At 49.7% G+C, this 19,286-nt stretch carries 18 protein-coding genes; 5 read left to right on the plus strand and 13 right to left on the minus strand.

What is annotated here, in order from left to right; genetic code table 11:
• Positions 1-28: 28 nt before the first annotated feature.
• Positions 29-1,159, plus strand: a complete 1,131-nt coding sequence (locus tag BLR44_RS05865) for a site-specific integrase (RefSeq protein WP_089680202.1) — start codon at positions 29-31, stop codon at positions 1,157-1,159.
• A 28-nt stretch (positions 1,160-1,187) separates the two neighbouring features.
• Here BLR44_RS05865 and BLR44_RS05870 read toward each other — a convergent pair whose 3' ends face one another.
• From BLR44_RS05870 to BLR44_RS05915, 10 genes are all read right to left on the minus strand, one after another.
• Positions 1,188-1,634 carry a hypothetical protein gene (locus tag BLR44_RS05870; RefSeq protein ID WP_089680204.1) on the minus strand — a complete coding sequence of 149 codons (447 nt, stop codon included), beginning with the start codon at positions 1,632-1,634 and terminating at the stop codon, positions 1,188-1,190.
• Between the two features lie 51 nt (positions 1,635-1,685).
• The gene (locus tag BLR44_RS05875; protein WP_089680206.1) at positions 1,686-3,458 is read right to left on the minus strand and encodes a hypothetical protein; all 1,773 of its coding nucleotides are present in this window, start codon (positions 3,456-3,458) and stop codon (positions 1,686-1,688) included.
• Positions 3,455-4,639: a hypothetical protein gene (locus BLR44_RS05880; RefSeq protein ID WP_089680208.1), complete on the minus strand. Its 1,185-nt coding sequence runs from the start codon at positions 4,637-4,639 to the stop codon at positions 3,455-3,457. The genes BLR44_RS05875 and BLR44_RS05880 overlap by 4 nt, the downstream gene beginning before the upstream one ends.
• On the minus strand, positions 4,636-8,175 hold the full coding sequence (locus BLR44_RS05885) for a phage tail tape measure protein (protein ID WP_089680212.1): 3,540 nt from the start codon (positions 8,173-8,175) through the stop codon (positions 4,636-4,638). Before BLR44_RS05885 ends, BLR44_RS05880 begins: the two co-directional genes overlap by 4 nt.
• Positions 8,172-8,567, minus strand: a complete 396-nt coding sequence (locus tag BLR44_RS05890) for a hypothetical protein (protein WP_089680214.1) — start codon at positions 8,565-8,567, stop codon at positions 8,172-8,174. The genes BLR44_RS05885 and BLR44_RS05890 overlap by 4 nt, the downstream gene beginning before the upstream one ends.
• A gap of 338 nt (positions 8,568-8,905) precedes the next feature.
• Entirely contained in the window at positions 8,906-9,439 is a 534-nt protein-coding gene (locus BLR44_RS05895) for a dihydrofolate reductase family protein (RefSeq protein WP_089680215.1), read from the minus strand.
• A 71-nt stretch (positions 9,440-9,510) separates the two neighbouring features.
• Positions 9,511-10,245: a helix-turn-helix transcriptional regulator gene (locus BLR44_RS05900; protein WP_089680217.1), complete on the minus strand. Its 735-nt coding sequence runs from the start codon at positions 10,243-10,245 to the stop codon at positions 9,511-9,513.
• Positions 10,246-10,400: 155 nt separating this feature from the next.
• A complete protein-coding gene (locus BLR44_RS05905) occupies positions 10,401-10,751 on the minus strand; it encodes a nuclear transport factor 2 family protein (RefSeq protein WP_089680219.1) in 351 nt (116 codons plus the stop codon).
• Between the two features lie 274 nt (positions 10,752-11,025).
• Positions 11,026-11,943, minus strand: coding sequence for an SDR family NAD(P)-dependent oxidoreductase (locus tag BLR44_RS05910; RefSeq protein WP_089680221.1), 918 nt, complete (start codon positions 11,941-11,943; stop codon positions 11,026-11,028).
• Between the two features lie 83 nt (positions 11,944-12,026).
• Complete coding sequence (locus BLR44_RS05915; protein WP_176955913.1) at positions 12,027-12,593, minus strand: Crp/Fnr family transcriptional regulator; 567 nt, start codon at positions 12,591-12,593, stop codon at positions 12,027-12,029.
• 307 nt (positions 12,594-12,900) lie between these two features.
• Between BLR44_RS05915 and BLR44_RS05920 the strand changes: the two genes are divergently transcribed.
• Entirely contained in the window at positions 12,901-13,557 is a 657-nt protein-coding gene (locus BLR44_RS05920; protein WP_089680225.1) for a recombinase family protein, read from the plus strand.
• 44 nt (positions 13,558-13,601) lie between these two features.
• On the opposite strand, the gene BLR44_RS05925 is transcribed toward BLR44_RS05920, so the two are convergent.
• Complete coding sequence (locus BLR44_RS05925) at positions 13,602-14,585, minus strand: GTP pyrophosphokinase (RefSeq protein ID WP_089680227.1); 984 nt, start codon at positions 14,583-14,585, stop codon at positions 13,602-13,604.
• 409 nt (positions 14,586-14,994) lie between these two features.
• Between BLR44_RS05925 and BLR44_RS28540 the strand changes: the two genes are divergently transcribed.
• Complete coding sequence (locus BLR44_RS28540) at positions 14,995-15,201, plus strand: hypothetical protein (RefSeq protein WP_143017143.1); 207 nt, start codon at positions 14,995-14,997, stop codon at positions 15,199-15,201.
• Between the two features lie 158 nt (positions 15,202-15,359).
• Positions 15,360-15,572, plus strand: a complete 213-nt coding sequence (locus BLR44_RS05930) for a hypothetical protein (protein WP_143017144.1) — start codon at positions 15,360-15,362, stop codon at positions 15,570-15,572.
• Positions 15,573-15,703: 131 nt separating this feature from the next.
• Here the strand turns inward: BLR44_RS05930 and BLR44_RS05935 are convergent, their stop codons facing one another.
• Positions 15,704-16,246, minus strand: a complete 543-nt coding sequence (locus BLR44_RS05935) for a dihydrofolate reductase family protein (protein ID WP_089680231.1) — start codon at positions 16,244-16,246, stop codon at positions 15,704-15,706.
• Positions 16,247-16,543: 297 nt separating this feature from the next.
• Here BLR44_RS05935 and BLR44_RS05940 point away from each other — a divergent pair, with 297 nt between their 5' ends.
• On the plus strand, positions 16,544-18,355 hold the full coding sequence (locus BLR44_RS05940; RefSeq protein ID WP_089680233.1) for a T9SS type A sorting domain-containing protein: 1,812 nt from the start codon (positions 16,544-16,546) through the stop codon (positions 18,353-18,355).
• Between the two features lie 185 nt (positions 18,356-18,540).
• Here the strand turns inward: BLR44_RS05940 and BLR44_RS05945 are convergent, their stop codons facing one another.
• Entirely contained in the window at positions 18,541-19,215 is a 675-nt protein-coding gene (locus tag BLR44_RS05945; RefSeq protein ID WP_089680235.1) for a DNRLRE domain-containing protein, read from the minus strand.
• Positions 19,216-19,286: the final 71 nt, after the last annotated feature.

Raw genomic sequence — 19,286 nt, forward strand, 5'->3', positions numbered from 1 at the left:
CTTTCAGACCCAATTCAGACCTATTTGTATGTCCGTTACGGCGAAAGCGTATTGCAAGAAAAGCAAGGTGCGGAGCGACGGTTTGGCCCCCATTTACCTCATCTTCCGTCAGCCGCCTCATCCAGAGCGATTGGTGAATACCCGCAAATACATCGAACCCAAATATTTCGACAACAAATCCGGGACCTGTAAGCGGGGGAGTAACAACTCCCAGAAACTAAATGCGTTCCTGACGGCGGAAATCGCGCGCATCGACGAGCTGGTGCTGGATCTGCAAAAGCGTCGTCAGCCGGTGACCATCGAGCGGGTAATCCAGCTGTATCAGCAGACCCATCCGGATAGTTTTCTGGCGTTTTGCCAGGAAGAACTGAACTTGATGCGGGGTGTTCTGTCGGACAGCACGGTGGAGGATTATGCTTACTGCCTGTCGAATCTGGAGAAGTACCGACCTGACCTGACATTTGGCGAACTCACCTATGACTTTCTGGAACGCTACCGGTATTATTTGCGCAACCGCGGCCGCAATGTGAACGGCGTTGCGCATGACTTCCGTACGATCCGGCGCTTTCTGAACCTGGCACGCAAGAAAGGCCTGACGCAGGAAAACCCTTTTGATGACTTCAAGTTTGGGACGGAGCAGGTCGAAAAGCAGCACCTGACACTCGAAGAGCTGCGGCAGGTGCATGCGCTATATGAGAGTGAACAGCTTTCGGAACGTCTTCAGACCACCCTGTGCTATTTTCTTTTTTGCTGTTACACCGGATTACGGGCAGTCGATGTGCGGAAGGTGGAGCCGGACATGATCCGAGCCGGCTATCTGGAACTGCCGCGGATTGCCAAAGGGAAGCGTCCCATTCGTATTCCGCTTAACAGCCGCGCGCTGAGCCTGGTGGATACGCTATTCGCCCGTCCTCTGAAGCAGAAAAAGCACCGGATCAGTACAGACCTGGCTGAAATTATGCAGATCGCCGGCATCCGGAAGAACATAACGTTTCACTGTGCCCGGCATACGTTTGCCATCAACTCGCTGGTATTGGGGATCCCCATTGAGGTCGTAAGCAACGTGCTGGGCCACGCTGATCTGAAGACTACCCAGATTTATGCGAAAGTGGTCGACCAGCTGAAAGAACAGCAGATGGCGAAGTGGGATAATTTCTAAGGGCAAAGTAGGCCTGACGGAGCAGTGGCTAATTCTCCCGCCACTTTTTAGGATCGATGTCGAAGTATTGCCGCAAGCTTCCCAGGTACTGCTGGTAATACTCTTCGGAGCGTGTTTCTTTCAGGCATTCGTCTTCGCCTCTGCGCTGGAGCGTCACCAGCGACACTTCACAGATCATCCAGTCTTCTTTGTAAAGCGGGTAATCGCGGTGAAAGATGGAAATTTTCAAGTCAGGATTGGGGGAGACCTGCAAGCCACGCCACGTCGGGATCTGGCCGGGCGGAATGTGATGGTGGCGTCCGACAAACGCGAGCGCCTGCCAGAACAGCTCGAGCATGAAGTGAGGCGCCGTCAGGTACACTTTCGGGCCGCGGACGTCGTCTTCCGAGTTCATGGCCTCAAACAGGCGCGGGTCCTGGCTGTTGTAGACCTCCTCGAACAGATCGATGATGTTCTGAAAAAAGTTTCTGTCCATAGCTTCTGTTTACGCATCCGGGCGGCCTCAAGATACCGGGCCCGCCTTGCCTCACGGCACGGTTCGAAATTCGATGGTGGCTTCTTCGGTGAGGGGTAAGGTGACGGATACCTTGTTGATCAGGTAATTGACGTGGTTGATCCGCTTTTTCTTCTTCATGTCCAGCTGCGCCAGTTCGTTGTGGTTGAGGCGTACGCGGTAGGTGACGCGACGGGCTTGCTCCAGGCAGGCCAGGTAGGTCGACCCGCGCTGGGCGTAGGGGCCTTGCTCGATGCCCTGGTACAGGGCCAGGTAGAGGTTCTGCGCGTTGATCCCGTTGTAGGTCCAGTGGCCTCCGCTGGCCAGCGGGTAGAGGTTGCCTTCGCTATCGGGCTGCATGCCCCAATAGAGCAAAAAGCGAAGGCTGGCTTCGTTGCGTTCCGGGCGGATGTCGCTGCGTCCGGGCTGGTCGGCGTGCGGGATGAGCAAGCTCCGGGCGGGGTTCTGCCAATCCGCCCGTTTTTCCATCGGTAGGGTGTCGGCCATCAGCGGCCAGCTCGTTTTGCCGTTGCCGTGGACGACGTCCTGGCTGGCCGGACCGAAGTACTCCCAGGCGTAATCGGTATCGGCTTCAATCCAGGCGCCGCGGTAGTATTTCATTTCCGGCTGGCAGAAGATGTAGTCGAGTTCGGCTTCGGGTCGTGCTTCTGTGTGGATGTTTTGCGTCACGCCCTTGTCGTTCATGCCGGTGAAGTCGAGGTCACGGGCCAGCGCGTCGCTGGAATCCTGCTGGACCTGGAGCGTAAAGCCTTCGCGGTACTCGGGTTCTTCGGCTTCGAACTGGGGGCTGGCCCGCTCGGTCCAGTCTTCGTAGTTCTTGTTTTCGATGAGCGCTTCCAGGTCGAGAATTTCCGCTTTCCGGTTGAGCGAATCCCAAAAGATGGCCAGGAAGAAGTAGCGCCGCAGCGCGTTGAGAAAATCCGCGGCGGAGAGGTCGGGTAGAAGCGGACCGAGGCCAACCCGGTTTTTCAGGTAGCGGATCATGGCGCCGCGGCCTTCGGTGGCGTTATAGCTTCCTTCGGTCGTGTTGTTATAGAATCCCCAATCGTAGTTCGAATAGAGAATACTGAGGAGCACGCGGGATTGCACCAGGCCGGATCCGGTGAATTCCCAGTTCATGGTCCGGCCGATCGCGGCGATCACTTCGCGGGTGTAGGGCATCGGCGTCTGCCGATCGCGCTGGATGACGGTCGACGATGAGTTCTGGAATTGCCCGTCGGCCGTGTAGTAGTTGATGTAGCCCTGGTAATGGGGATGATCGCAGAAGTTGTAGTTGTAGAGCGTGGGAAACGCAACACGGGACTGGGGCCAGAAGCTTTGTGTCATGGTTTTCATGGCTGCTTTGATTTCGTCCTGATTGTAGCGGCTGTCGGGCTCTTCGCTAAAAATCAGGTCGCCTTCCTCAAACGTGAGGTCGCGTAGGCGTAGGTTTTTCAGCTGGTCGGCCAGGCTGTTTTCGCCGGCCTGGAAATTACACTCCAGTGTTCCCGGCCGCACCTTCCGTCGTTTCAGCACGCCGCGGAACTGCGGCACGCCGGCATCATACAGGTCGACGTTCCACTGGCCGGGCGTCTGGCGCGTGTCGTGTGCGTAGAGCACATCGGCAAACCCGAGAAGCTTCCGGTTGCGCGGGGTGAGGGGAATTGTGAAGGGAAAGCTGAACGTGGTCCGGGTCAGCTCGTCGTCGAAAATCGGGTTGAAAATTTCGAGCTGGATCCGGGTGCCTTCGTTCAGGTCAAGGGGGCTACGTCTACCGTCGTCGTGCAGAAGGAAAATCTGGATCATGGTCGTGTGTTGCCACGCCGGGCGGCTTTAGGCAGGAATGAATGTTGGGTCCGGGCCACCAGGTATTTGAACACCGCGGCCACCAGGCCGGGGTGGTTCTGGTCGTAGAGCAATTCCTGGCTTTGCGAAATGACGGGGATCGGAATCAGGTCCTGGCCGTTCTCCTGCCACTCGATGATTTCCCGCGTCAGCTCGAATTCCTGCAAATGCTCCAGCTCCGGACGGGTCAGCCATCCGGTGCCTACTTCACGAAGGAGCTGGCCGGTCGGTCGGCGCCAGACGTTGAGCAAGGGGTAACTCGCGCTGCTGCCGTTTTCGTTGTGCAGCTCGGCTACGTTGCGGCTGGTTTTGAGCTGGTGCTGGTAGCGCCCTTTGGTCAGGAGCGTATCCCACCCACCGAGCGAATTGCGGAACGAAAGGAGATGGCGCCCTTCCTTCGGGCGCTCCAGCGTGGTCGGATCCAGGTAGTACTCGCGCACGGGCGCCAGCTCAAGGCCGTTGTGATCGGTGAGCCAGAAGCGTACCATGCGGTAGACGGGTGCGATCGTGCGAAAATCGAGCAAGAAGCGCACGAGCTGCGGGCCTTCGGCATAGGGTCCGGCCTGGACGTTGAGCGTGCTCTCGAGCTGGTCGGCGGGCAGCACATCATTCGGATAAGCGTAGAGCGCCACGTGCCAGGTGATCGAGGAGACGCCGGCGCGGGTCGAACAGAAGTCGAGCCACAGGCGATCGGCGTACGCTAGGCCTCGCCGATCGGGCTGCCAGGTGAGCCAGTTGCGGAACAATTCGGCCCGGTCCAGGTGGGGCCAGTACTCGTCCGGTACGCCGCCTAAGATAACGACCCGTTCGGCTTCCTGCGTCCAGTTGCCGGTGGGTTCCTGGTAGGCCTGGGTCTGCACCCACCTTACGTAGAAACGCCGTAGTTGGGTGACGGGATAGGCCAGCGTGTCCTGATCCGGATCGGGCGCCGTCGCGTCGGCTTCCAGGGCATCATTGAGGTAGTCCTGGAATCGCCATTGGACGTAGCCGTTGTGATCGGTGGGCAGGTTGGCCGTGATGAGAAGCTGGTAATCCCCCAGGCCGTAGGAGGTTTCCAGGTAGAGTTCAAAGCGCACGTAGGCCAATGGGCTGACGGTCACTTCCTGGGTGATGGGATTGCGGGAAAGTTCGGGGATGATCATGCGGCGGCGTCGTTATAGATCGTATCGATCGTGTCTTGGGTTTCTTCCAGGTCCTGCCAGACGATGTAGGCGCGAAGTCGGGTTTTCATGGTGGCGATCTCCTGACGGGTCAGGCGCTGTTCCTGGAGCATGGCCTGGAAGAGGGCTTCTAATCGTTTCTGCTCGCTTGCTTCCACCCCGCTGGTACCGGCTGGAAGGGGACCTGTCCCTCCTCCTTCGGCAAAGGCCGGCAAGCCGGTTGCCTTGATCCGGGCGGCCGGGCCGTAGCGCTGCGTGCGCATGCTCTCCATGATGCCCACCACGTTGGCCACCCACGGATCGTGCAGCATCCAGTTGGGCACGATGTACTCGGCCCCTCGTTCGCCGACCCAGGCCAGGTAAGGCTGGCTGACCGTCCCTCCGTCGGCGATGGAGTGGGGCTTATACGAATAGGCCCCATTCCGATCCTGCGTCAGGGGAATCGGGCCGGTTTTTCCGCCTTCCGCAAAGGCCGGGAGGGGCTTGGCGGCAATGGTCGCGACCTGAATGGCCCCGACGGCCGCCATCGCGGCCATCAGGATGGGGTTGGGAGCCGCCTTGAGCACCGCTAACGCGGTGGCAATGCCGGCATCGAACAAGGCTTTTTCCTTGTCGGCTTTGGCCTGCTGCAGCTTGAGCTCGGCCTGACGCAGGGCCGTCTCTTTTTCCAGCTTCGCCTTTTCCTTCTCAAACTCGCGTTTGCGGAGCGTGCCCCGTTCGAACTCTGCCTCCAGCGCGGTCATGCGCGCCTCGGCGTCCTGCTGTTCCTGGTCCAGTTCGGCCTGGCGCTGCGCCGATTTCAGCTCGTGGAGGAAGGTGGAGGCCTGGATCAGGGCACGGCCTGTCTCATCGGCCGTGCGCTTCCAGCGGTCCAGGTCTTGGTTGGCGTATTCTTCCCGGAGGGCATCCGCTTCGGCGGCGTAACGCGCCCTGATCAGTTGCCGCTCCTCTTCGATCAGCTCGGTGTTTTGCAACTCGATGTCTTTCTCGACGTCCAGCTGGGCAATCTTTGCCTCCAGTTGTGCCTTTGCGTTGTCACCGGCGGCAATGACGCCCAGTTCCGCCCGAGCCCGAGCGGCACGGTTGATCAGGTCCTGTTTTTCGGCTTCGTGTTTTTTCAGCCGTTCCAGTTCTTCCTTGAAAGCTTCCTCCTGGATCTCGGCTACGTCCCGGAAGAGTTTGCGCTGGATGAGTTCGATCGCCCGGGCCTTCTCTTCCTGACTGGCCGTGGTTTTCTCTACCTCTTCGATCTCCTTATCAGAGGCCAGGATCAGCTGCTGGATCCGGCGCTGCGTGGCGTCCTCGATGGCTTCCACTTCCAGGCGCTTCAAGTCCAGCACGTTTTTCGCGGCCGTGCGGGCGCTGCCGACGAGCTCCTCTAACTTTTGCTGCTCGGCTTCAATCTGAGCCGTCAGGCTGCGGATCTCCTCCACCGACAGGCTCTTGTCCCGCTTGGCTTGCAAGGCTTCAATCCGGGCCTGGATCTGCTCGATCAGGCCCAGCTGCTCTTCCAGGCCCCCGGTGCTTTTTCCGCCGGTTTTCCCGCTCATCGCATTGGCGGCCGCTTCCCGTAGCTTCTGGAAGTTCAGCCCCAGGCGGGCGGCCATCGCTTCGTACTTTTCTTCGATCTCCGCGGCGGCCTCACCGGTACCAGCCACGACGGCTTCGTTGACCGCATCCAGGTTGGCGAACATCTGCTGCATCTGCTGCAGCTGACCATTGGACATGCCCCCCATGCCGGTCTGGTTGTCCAGCTTCAGCTGTTGGCGGGCTTTCTCGGTCTGGTAGAGGCTTTCGGCCGATTCTTTCTGTCTTTTGTAGAGCTCGGTGATTTCCTCCTCAAAGTCCATCAGGATGATTTTCCCCAGGATGGCCTCGTTGACAGCGCGCTGCGCTTTCTCGATGTCTTCCAAGCTGGACTGCTCGCTGAGCAGATGGGGCAGGTACTGGCCATATTTGCTGTTGATCTCTTGGATCAGGCGAGCGCGTTCTTCCTGGGTAAAGTTGCCCCGCTTCAGCGTCTCGATCTCCCGGTTGAACTCGCTGCGCAAGCCTTCCAGGGACTCCTGTGCGGTTTCCGTGGGAGGAATCAGGCCGGCCAGACTCCCCGCGAACCGCTCCAGAACCGCTACAAATTGGCTATTGACAAAGTAGTTGGTGATGAATTTGCCGATCTTCTCTATACTCGCTGCCAGCGTCTGGTTCTTGGTATTGAACTCATTGGTCAGGGAGGTGCCGTCAGCAAACGCCTGGTTAGCGATCCTCTGCTGGTCGGTGAGGACCTGGATGTTCCCGGACAGGGTGGAGATGACCTGTGTGGCCCGGGCTCCTTCGATGCCGGCGGCCTGCAATTTCTCGACCATCGTGGCAAAGCCTTCGTTGTTGCCCTGTAAGCCTTGAAGCACCGCGATAAAGGCCTGGTTGGCATCTTCGTTCAACAGGGTCGTGAACGCGCCTACCTCTATGCCGGCGATCCCGGCGTAGGTAGCCGTATCGGAGAACATGTCCACCAGAAAGGTGCCGATGGCGGTAGAGCTGGTTTCCGAGGTTTGACCCAACGAATCGAGGGCGGCCCCCATGCCCAGGATATCCTGTAGGGAAACGCCGGCCTGTTTGCCCACCCCACCCAGGCGTTTGGTGAAGTCTACCAGGTAGGCTTCTGACGCCGTGGAACTGGAGCCCAGTTCGTTGATGGCGCTCCCCGTTTTTTGCATGCCTTCCCCGTAGCCGTAGATGTCTTTGATGCCGAACAGATCGTTGAGTTTGCCGATGCTCTTGATGGCATCTTCCCCCAGATCTTCGCCCAGCGCCACGTTGATTTTGTCAGCGGCTTTCACAAATTCCAGCACATCTTGTTTGCCTTCGATGCCCAGTTTCCCGGCATCCGAGGCGAGCTTGAGGAGCTCCCTCTGGCTGGTACGGGTGTTGAGGCTAGCCAGCTCCTCGTTTAAGTCGTGCACCTCCTGTTTGGTCAGGCCGGTGTTTTTCTTGACATCAGCAAAGGCATCGGAGAGCTCGGCGTTCTTGGGCAGGACGCTGCCGATCGTAGAGGAGAGCAATTGCAGGCCCTGCTGCACCGCGGTAAAAACGAGGGCCCCGGCCCCGAACGAAGAAAAGCTTTGCTTGAGTGATCCCCAGACGCTGCCCAGCCCCCGGGTTTCGTCCCGCTGGGTGCGGATCGCGCCGTTGACTTCGATCAGCTTGGCTTTCAGCTCCTCGTACTTAGCCGTACCGCGGGTGGTGCCGGAGTTCATGTCAGCCATGAGCTGTCGCTGGTAGCTGCGCAGCTGGTTCATGGTCATGCCGGTGACGCCGAGTTCCTCCCGGACGCTTTTCATGCGGGCCTTGACCTGTTCCAACCGGGCGGAGGCCTGGATGTATTCGTCGCTGGTCCGCTTCAGCCCCTTCATTTCCTCTTTGATGTCGCGGGCTTCCATCTCCAGCCTGCCCAATTGGTTGATGGCCTGCTTGCCGTCAACCAGGACGGTGACCTGCACCTCGTCGCGTTTAAGGCTCATGCGCTTCTCAGGTCGGTGGTGATCGAATCGAGGGCTTCTTCGGTGATCTCGGCCATCAGGACGTTGTTAAGCGCGTGCAGCCGGCCGTAGAAGGGGCGGCTGTACCACTTCTTGGGACGACGGCCCGTTTTGCCGTACGCCTGACGGTAGTGATTCTGCGAGTGGAGTTTGCGGGCCCGGCCGGCGCCTATGTCCACGAAGCGGCCGCGCAGGAGGAAGGAAAGGTCGACGCCGATCATACCGCCCGCGCGGGCGGTGACCTGCATGAACAGGGAAGCGTAGAGGGCTTCGCTTACGCCGATGTTGCGCCTGCGGAGGCTGTCGTGCAGGAGCTGATCGGTGCGGTGTGCCCAGTCCTCGACCAGTTGAAGGTTCTCGTGGAAGTTCGCCATGGTACCAAGATCGGGCGGGTATCAGGCGAAAAAAAGGACAGAATAAGTGCGGTTCAGTTGATTCTGTCAACTGAACCGCAGTAGATACATTAGACTCGAAAGAGTAAGGAGATGGCTAGGAAAAAGATAACGCTCACCTTACTGGCGATGGAAATCGAAGAAGATTTGCAAGCAGCACTGGCCCGCTTGCAGGACATTTTTCAAGCTCCCGCTAGTTCGACTGAACACAACGAAGCGAACATATGCAGAGATTTTTCGGGTGCCAATTGCTGTATCATTGGAGGCAGAGCAAGAAAAGTAAATGACCTTACCTATAGCCGATATTGGCGGTTCGTTATTTATTTTTTTCGTTTATAATGTAACTGTATTAATCCTGTATCAAATGTTTTTGCAGTGACAAATTCAAGAAGTTGCTCAGGTCGGTCATCCTTAAACAATCTTGTTCCATTGCCTAACAATACAGGAATAACAGAAATAATAAAATCATCAATCAAGTCATTTTTTAAAAGCTCGTTTATTACTTCTGAACCACCGTCACAATAAATATTCTTTCCATTTTCAGATTTTAGTTGTTCAACCAAATCGTTCAAGCTTCCTGTGTAAAAGGTCGTCCTGCCAACTTTCGGTCTATGAGTTCTTGTAACGACATAAATATCTCTTTGTCCATTGTCGTAATGCGATGAACCAATTTCTTTCAGCACATAATCATAGGTTTTTCTACCAATGATCAAAGTGTCAATTGTGTCAGTAAATTTTGTATAACCGTAGTCTTCGCCTTCTTTTTCTACAAGTTTTAAGAAACTAAGGTCGTCGTTAGGCTTTGCGATGTAGCCGTCCAAACTTGTTGCAATGAAGATCGATATTTTTCGCATTTGCTTTTGATTTGAATGTTTTCGCAAAATTAACTTTGAACTGACATCGTGCTTTGCAAAAATGCGACAAATTAAAGCTGAGACGGCGAAAGTCCTGTGTTTCGCTTAATTTCATTGGCAAGATGCGAATGGTCATAATAGCCACATTCAAAAGCAATATCTAAGAAACTTCGATTCTTACTTGAATTTTTGATGAGGCTCAAAGCATATTGAAAACGAACAATGTTTGAATATTCCTTCGGTGACAATCCAATGTGTTTTTTAAAATTTCGCTCCAATTGTCTTACGGTGGTGTAATTTCGTTTTGACAATTCATAAATACCAATTTGTCCGTTTGTTGAATGTATATCATTAATAACTGGTTGCAATAAGTTGCTTTTGTACTTTACTCTGCTTAGAAAAAAATGGTTAAGGTAATTAAATGGGTCATTAAATATCTTATCAGCTATAAATGAATTTGGTTTTTCAAACTCAACTGTGTCGTTAGTTAATATATCATGCGAGGAATACTTATAAAAATTAGCAAAAGTTGCAGGTTTGAGGCACACACCTAGTAAATGTGTATCCTTCTCGATAAAACTGTCTTTGAATGAAGACATTGCGCCAACCACATAAGTTTTTCCATACGCCATAGAAACCGAGCCATTGTCTGTCAAACAAGTAGCTCCTATATTTATTAATATACCTGCACACCCATCCGGAAAAACACGTTCCCATTGTCTGTCAAGTTCGTTTCCTTTCAGTTCCCAATAGAAATGAATAAAGTGGGCTAATTCTTTATGAGGCTTTATTTCTTTATACTCCATTTGTTCTAAGGGACCTTTTAATATGGCCGCCAACGCTGGCTAGAAAGCGTTCTAATGCTCTGTAGGTGTTATTAGGCTTTACTTTTCACTATGTATCTCGTCACTCTCAGGGTGATTCCTGCCAATTATCATTGTAATGTTGATGATTTCCACGTTTAGTCAATCTTGATAACGAAAGCCTTTAATTCAGCCATCTTGCCGTCGCGAAATCGCCAGACATCACAGTATGAGTAGTCAGCCATTTTTCCGTCACTGTCCTTTAATCTGATTTTGCCTAGGGCTGTAACAAAATCACCTCCAGAGATTAAGTTTTCAACTATAAACTTCGGCGGTTCTATGTACACTGTAGCCATATACCGTCGGACAGCTTCCTTGCCTCTTAGGGTCTGGTCACCTACAAAGGTCCATTCTGTATCGTCGGTGCAGAAAGACAGAAATCCTTCATTGTCGCCTTGAATAATAGCTTCATTCGCCTTTTCTAGTATTGCTTTATTATACTCTTCCATATGGATTTCCTTACGTTGAGTTAATGCTCCAAGTATGGTGAAATAACCGCTCTGATAAAATTATTTCTGGCACTCTATTGCAATAGTAATTTGGACAATGAATACAAAGTACCACCTAACGGTCTTGTATATGAGCCGTAGCAGATTTTAAGGCACTGAGTTTTCGGTTTGATACGGAACTTAAATTTACAAAAACGCCACAGATGACAAATAAACCTCGCAATGGCTTTCATACAATATTCACTGCTACCATTTTTTAGGAGTTTCTTTTTTGTTATTCTATAAATGTGGTTTTTGTAAGTTCAAGACTGCCACTCCACAGGTCTTTTTGAAAATCCTTGTTGTAAGAATCAACAGATGTTCTAACCACTTTTCCGTCCGAGAAATAAATTCCTTTTAAGTCTTTGTACTTCTCACAGTACGCAAGGTTTGCTAAATGTTTTCCTGCTTGCGCTGGTGTATGGATATTGCTTTTGAATAAGGTCAAAACAGGGAAGACATTTTTCCATAAAAATCGCATAACAGGTGTGTAAGTTCTTGCAAGCCCTGTACCTGGTGTTAGTCCTGGGTCATAAGCATTTACTCTGATATTTGTGTGCTTTAATCGCTCTTGTAATTCGTATGTCGTCATTATGTTGCACAACTTTGACGTGGAATACCTTCTTTGTCCTACAATATTTTGCTTTTCGGAAGTTTCTTTTGGAAAAGCAAGTTCTTGAGTACTTGTGTAGATTGGTGGTTCTATGGGTGTTTTTAATGCAGGATCGTGAGTCTCGCTGGATGTGAATATTATATGGGCGTCATCTTTCATAAAGGGCAGTAATTGCATTGTCAAGGCAAATGCACCTAAATGATTTACACCAAATGTCTGTTCAAATCCGTCTGTGGTAAATTGCGTTTCACCAATATTCTGCACGCCTGCATTGTTTATCAAAATAGAAATGGCGTTGCTTTTTTCTTTGGCAAATGATTCAGAGAAATTTCGGATAGATTGCAATGAAGCCAAATCCAATTCCAAAGATGTTAGGTTTTTATGACCTGTTTTGTCCTTTATCTTTTCAATCACTTCTTTTCCTGCTTTTATATTTCTGGCAGGAATAACAATTTGTTCGTTTTTGGCAATTTGAGCCATTCGCGAGGCACATTCAAAACCAATGCCGCTGGTTGCGCCTGTAATAACTATTGAATTCATAAATTTTTGCTTTTTATTTAAATAATGAAGCAAAGTTCAATACTTCAAAAGCAAAAATTTTTGCCATTTGGTAAATAATGAATTTAGATACTCTTTCTAATTCTACTTAGTGATGATTGCGTGATTCCCAAGTAGGATGCGAGATAGGAAAGTGGAATTCTATTAGCTAAATTCGGGAATTTCTCTAAAAAACTCAGATACCTTGTAGTGGCATCTTCTGCTAGCATTGGACTTAGTTTATTTACTTTTTCAACCAATGCTTTTTCGGTTATTTTGTTGATAATACTGTCCCATTGAATGATAGTAGCTGATAAATCATTAAGCGATCCTGTAGAAAATACAAGTAGTGTGCAGTCTGTTACAGCCTGTACGTATTCCGAAGATGGAATTTTTTGATTGAAGCTGTTTATGTCCACTGCGAAATTGTTTTCATCAACAAAGTATTTGGTGATTTCATCCCCTTCGCTGTTATAGTAGCATACCCGTAAAATGCCTTCTTCAATAAAAGCTACTTGTTTTGGCGTTTTTCCTGCTTCGGAAAAATAATCTCCTTTTTTCAATTCCAATACCTGTGCTTTTCTCTTTATCAAGTCAATTTGCTGTTGATTTAGCTGCCCAAATTCCAACAGATAGTTAATTAATTTATCCATAGCCACAAAGATTGTCATTGCATTTTATTTGGAATTTGTCAAATGGCAAAAATGGTTGATTGATTTTGGTATTGTTCCATTTGAATGGTTTTTCTGGTTGCAGATAACGTATGTATAAATGCACCTTTTCTAACGAGGTGCCGGCCGATACCTTTGCTACGACGGCCTTGTTTCCAGCTTGAGGCTTCAAAGATGTACTGGAAAAAGGGTATCCGCAAAACATGCCACGGATGCGTTGTAATGAGGTCATAATATTGGAAAAAGTTGTAAGGAGAAAAGCGAACCTTTCTTTTCGTACATTCGAAGTATGGAGAATTTCCCCGCAATCCCCGTTGCTCTCTTTGCTCGCGTGTCGACTAACCGCCAGGATGCCCAGCGCCAGATCGACGACCTCCAGGCCTACGCCGATCGGCAAGGCTACCGGGTGGTGGCCACCGAACTGGAAGCCATCTCCGGTGCTACCAAAACCACGAAGCGTCCGCACCTGCAAGCGCTACTTGCCGCCGGCGCTGCCGGTACGATCCAGAAAGTATTGGTGACGGAGATCTCACGGCTGGGACGCAACACACTGGAGGTATTGCAGGTGCTGGAGCGTTTCACGGAGGTAGGGGTTTCGGTGTACGTGGCCAATTACAACCTGGAGACGCTTACTGCGGGGCGGTCTCCCGCTGCGAAAAAGAAAAATCCGATGGCGCAGCTCATGTTCACGATGCTGGCCGAGTTTGCCCGGCTGGAACGGGAAACGCTGGTAGAACGTACGATCTCCGGCATGCAGGCCGCCAAGCGGAAAGGCAAGCACATCGGCCGGCCGCGGGGCTCCACCAAAACAAAAGATCAACTCTTAAAAGAATATCCGGGAGTGGTTCGGGATCTTCGGGAGGGACTCAGTCTGCGAAAGATTGCCAAGATCCGCGAAGTATCGGTCGATACAGTACAGAAGGTGAAGAAGCTTCTTGCTGTCTAACGGTTTGGCTAAACTGCGTTTTAATGCAGTTTAGGTGTTGTTAGCTACAGTCTTGTTTTTAGTAAATCAATCAAGTAGGATATAGCAGCACCATTAATAAGTCCTCTATCCGGTACTCCTTTTTCATCTTCATTTTCTTTAACACCAATCTCAATAATATCCTTTTTGTTTTTGCTAAGTAGTTCTTGAATTTGTTTAATATTTTTAATATTTAGCTGAGGGTATTCCGCAATGATCTTAAGGTTACGTTCCACTATATTATCTATAAAGCTGTAAGAATCATCATATTCCCAACCAAGCTGATCCGAAATAGATTTATCAATTTCAGTAATATTCTTATCACTTTTGATTAATTCGATCAGACTTACCTTGTCAAGTAAAATATTCTCAGAGTCTTTATCTAAATTGTCGATCACCGACTCGCTGTACTCAATTAGTTCATCCCTTAATCGGATAAACTCAATATCGGCTATTTCTAAAAGTGCCGCGATTCTTGAAAAACTTCGTTTGGCAAAATTCGGGATTGCAAATTCTCCTTTATACCCTATATCATGTTCAATCTCTGCCCAAGAGTGCTGCAAAATTGATCTTACTTGAATTTCAATTTTTTTATTCTTGAATTTTTTGTTTTCGGTTAATCGCAAACGTTCTTTCGATAGAGAAGCTACATAATGTAGTGACATATAGCCAAACTTTTCATTTTCAAGAACCCGTTTGTCAATTGAATTTTCTCTGTCGATTTCATATTCTTTTTCTATGATGTTTGCGATCTTATCTACGTCATCTTCAAAATAAGTGATGATTCTCACTCCAGCTAGATCTGTGATATCTTCAAGGGCTTTGTACTTATTATTTTTTCTCTTTAGTTTTTCTTTAAGCTTATCGACTTCCTTTACTCTACTTGTTATGTGGTGAACATTTATTCCTTCATCCATTATTAATTCCCGTAATAATCCTTCTACCTTGCCTGCTAATACTTCATAATTTGCCTTATTTTCAATAAACTTAATTGCAATCGGATGTTCCATTATCTGTCTATTTTGATTGTAGCTAACGTATGTATAGACGCACCTTTCCCAAAAGGTGCTGTTATTTTTCTTATAGTTACCACCCGGTTCTTCTTGTTTTAAGTATATTGATAAAGCATATACTTGTTATGAGGGAGTGGTGCTGTTGCTAAAATTCAATTTTTTGCCTATTGCGGCTTCCGAAAAATATTTTGCTGCTCCCTAGATAACGCCATCGCTTGGGTTTCCTGGTAATGATCGAAAGGCAAATGGATCTTTGCTGTCTTGAAGATAATAGGATTTACCTACGTCAGCACCAAAAGAAGCGATTTCTTGGTTAGAAATGGAGTTGTGAGGAGTAAAATTGCTTTAAGCAAGTGCATAATTCCTGCTTTTGTTCCTTATTTCGTTATCCTAAGCACTTGCATTGGTGGGACAAGAAGAAGGAAACCTACCTAATGATGGTTCGTTTACCTCGCTATTTGGGCAGATAGGCGAAACTCCAAAAGACAATTCTTACTTGGTTTTGTTTAAATTATCTGGTTGGTTGGTCGGAAAAGTGGCTTGCAGCGAAAAAAACGACCGTTTTCGTCGCTACACTGATATGCTTTCTGGATCGCCTTTGCTGGTGGTGTGAGGCACTCGAGATGCGACACCCTTTTTTTCGCTACACTAGGCGTCGTTCCGCAGGGTGACGCTACATAAACCTCAGGTAGGCTCCACAAATCTGAAGCATAGGGACAGGTCAACTCTTTCTGGCATATTGGTTTCCTACGGCTGGAACGGGAGACATTGGTGGAACGCACGATCTCCAGCATGCAGGCCACCAAGCGGAAAGGCAAGTACATCGGCCGGCCGCGGGGCTCTGCCAAAACAAAAGATCAACTCTTAAAAGAATATCCGGGAGTGGTTTGGGAGCTGCGGGAGGGGCTCAGCCTGCGGAAGATTGCCGGGAGTTACCGGTCGGTCCATACCGTACAGAAGGTAAAGAAGTCTCTTATTGCCTAACAGCTCACATATAGCTTGTGGTGGTTTCGGGGCATGTTCCTGTCAGCCGTAAACAATTTTGACTAAGAAGCCAAACCCTTAAAAAGTAGCAATTCATCCGCCATAAGCTATAGGCAATGTTGTGGCTAGTGTTAGTTCCTTTCTAGTTCATAAGTTAACAACAGCAGTCCACTGTCAAACTTTTCGGATTCTATTAATTTCCAATTGGCAGAAACCTTAGTTTGTCCGAACAAAGAAATTCCTCCTCCCAGCGTTATCGGGTTCAATTTGAGTTTTAGCTGGTCAATTAGTCCGTTTTCTAGCATCCAGCCCGCTAGTTGTCCACCGCCACACAGGTAAATGTCTGTAGGTGATTCATTTTTTATTTTTACAATCTCTTCTCTATTCATAGATTTTATTTCAACCTGATCACTTTTGTCCTCTAATTTCATGCTGTCGGAGAAAATATAATGTTTCATATGAGGATAGGCAGGTGAAGGTTGTCCAGGAACTGCCCCAAACTTATAGCCAAACTCATACGTTTTTCTGCCCATGATTACCGTTTGAAATGACTTTAAATCTTCTAAGTAGGTTTCAACTCCTTTGCCTTGAAAAATAAATTTGCTAACATCATCATTTGGTCCGGAGATAAAACCATCAATGGAACTTGCCACGTAGTAGATAATCTTTTTCATGAAGTGTTTTTTGGGGTTGGTTATGTAGGTTCACATTAGCCACAACGCTCTTAACTAAACGAACGTGGCGATCAGCCCGTAGGGCGTGATCGTCCGTCCGGGAGTAAAAGTAAAGAACTTAGGCAGCACGGCAGCCCAATTAGGGCTCCGTACATTTCTGAGAAAGATTATTCTCTGGCTTATTGGGGAATGTCATTTTTTAAAACTATTATGGCTGCACCGATAGCGAGGCGTTCGGCAACCTGCTGCGTTAATACAATTTTTGAATCGTATTAATGGATTAACCCCACTCTCCCCATGTTCAAATTACTCCCTACTTCCCTGCTTTGGAGCGTTCTGCTCACTTCCCTGGCAGCACAAAACCCTATTATGATCACCGGCGAAGCATCCGCAGTCCTGGATGCCTACGATGTCGCGATCGATTCAGAGGAAAACCGGATCATCGTAGGGGCCCTTCAGCACCAGGGCAACCATGATTTCGATCCTTCCGCTGCCGTGGTGAGCTTGCCCGTGGATGAGAACCTGCCAAGCGGTACCGTAACAGGTTTTGTGGCTTCGTACCGCAAAGGGGGGCAGCTAAATTATGCGTTTCACATTTCCGATCAGGAGATCGAACCTTCGGTAAGCAACTTTCAGGTAGAAACCGACAAAGCAAATAACCTCTACGTGCTGGGAGCTTTTACTGGAAAGGCCGACTTCGATCCGAGTGAGGGAGTGTTCGAACTTCAAGCCAGCACGGTGTATGAAATGAGACTGTTCTTAGCCTCGTATGACCAGGCAGGAAATTTTCGATTTGCCCTTGCTTTTCCTTTCCCTGACAATCTGTTTGGGGCCTCCTTTTCAAACCATAACCTTGTGAATCGCCTGGTGCAGGTGGATCAGGATGGGAATAGCTACCTGCTGCTCGCTCCGATTGTAGATGGATTTGACTTTGATCCCGGGCCCGACGAATTCACCATCCCCTTTGGTTTGTATGTTCTCTCTTATGATCAAAACGGCAACTTCCGTTTCGGTTATCAAGTACCCAATAATACAAAAGCCATCGGCTGCAATCCTGACGGCTCTCATTACATTACCGGGACCCTCTTGGAATCCATTGACGCTAGCTTTGATTTTGATCCAAGCCCAGCTACTTACGTTTTGGATAACGTCGACAGCTCTTCTTTTTTCTTTGCAGCCTACAACCAACAAGGAGAGTTCCAGTTGGTCAAGGATTTAAAAGGCCCCAACGCGTTACCGGTCATGATTTCGGGTAATCGCACCGGTGACATTTTCATTGCCGGGAAAATGTCAGGAATTGTCGATTTCGATCCCAGCAGCGAAGTGTATGCTGTGGAGGTCAGCGAATTTGAGCCCGATGAGAGTGGCGATCTTTTCATGGCACGTTATTCAGCAACGGGAGAGCTCCTGATGGCCCAAGCGGTGCAAGACAAGGTAGGTGCCCTCTGTTTTGAATCGATAACCGATATGGAGGTAGATGCGGAGGGCAATCTGTACCTCACTGGTGTGTTGGAAGGAGGAGTGGTCGATTTTGACCCGTCTTCTGAGAGTCTAGACCTGCAGGGTCGCCCTATCAATGCTCGTGGAGGTGATTTGTTTGTTGCCTCTTATAATAGCGAGGGGAAGGTGCTATTTGCCTATTCAGTGGCTAACTCCAGGATTCTGGACAATTATAGTTCGATTGCTTTAGAAGCGGATTGTCCTATTTACACATTGACGGGCGCACTCGCCGAGAAGAATCTCACCCTCGAGCTGGCTCCAGGCGACCATAGGCTTGAAATCAACACCGGGAGCCATGGAAGCAGCATTTACATCGCCTCCCTACTCAATCCTGCATTAGCGGCGGGGAATTGCACCGTGACAAGCAGTCCTGAGTACTCCGCTTTCTCCTTGCCTCAACTATACCCTAATCCTACTTCCGGAACCCTCCGTGTGCGCTGGCCAAGTCCTTCAATACATGGAGAAATACACGTCATTGACCTGCAAGGCAAAGTGGTTTATCATCAAACCTACCGGGGCGAAGAAGCCAGTTTGGATCTTTCCCACTTAAAAAGCGGCCTTTACTTTCTTAAAATCGGGCAGTACATGCTTAAATTCTCGAAGCAGTAAGGGGCACGCCCTTCTAACGCCAACTCCTGATGCTCTTCTTATGGAGTAAACAACTTCTTTGCTTCCATCCAGTGACCGCCGATGAATTGTTGAAGGTCTGATGCCGAGCGTGTCGGTGATGTGATGCAGCACCTGACCTCTCGCTAGTGTCTTGCGCTTTGCAGTCAGATGACCTCGTTCATACTCTATCGACTAGTCGACTCTTTGTACGTCACGGTCAACATAGGTCTCTTCTCTTTCACATCATGGTCGCTTGATGCAAACGATAAGCCACGATACGGACTTTCCTCAACCAAGGAGATAACCATGCCATGTCCTTCCGCGGGATTGTTTTTGATGTCTTGGATCAGTCCCGTGACGTCGATACCGACATAATCCTGCAAGGCACTTGTATCCTGAGGTAGTACTACCTGGTTCCCGATGCTGTAACTCGGCTGATTATTCCAAGTGATGGTCTCTTCATCCCAGAATGTAGTCACTCGTTGTATGTAAGCGCTATTGGAACCCGACTGGTGGCTATGGCCCTCCGACGGGAGTGTGCCATCATGGTAGGCAAACAACGATAATTTTGCCGAAGTGATCTGACTACCCACAGGGACTCCGGACAAATCAAAAGCAAGGTAGCTTCTTAAGATTACGTTCGATCCATCGATGGTCCAGCTCAAACTTTGTAGGCGTTCGCTCTGGCCATAGTTGGTGTTTGGATATTGCAAGTTTACCAGGGCGTCTTTTCCATCCACTGAGTTCGGTTGCAAAACAAGGGTCTGGTCACCAGCTGGCAGTAAGTCTTCTCTGTAGCAAGCGGTGAGTAGACCTACCAACAGGATTGTGAGGAGCGCAGGAATCAACAGGCTTTTCATAAATCTTAATCGCGAATAAGTTGAAAAAATAGGGCAGTGGGGCTTTCGTATGTCATGGAAGTTGCCTGCGG

It is taken from the genome of Catalinimonas alkaloidigena (genome assembly GCF_900100765.1).
In the GTDB taxonomy this organism is placed as follows: Bacteria; Bacteroidota; Bacteroidia; order Cytophagales; family Flexibacteraceae; genus Mooreia; species Mooreia alkaloidigena.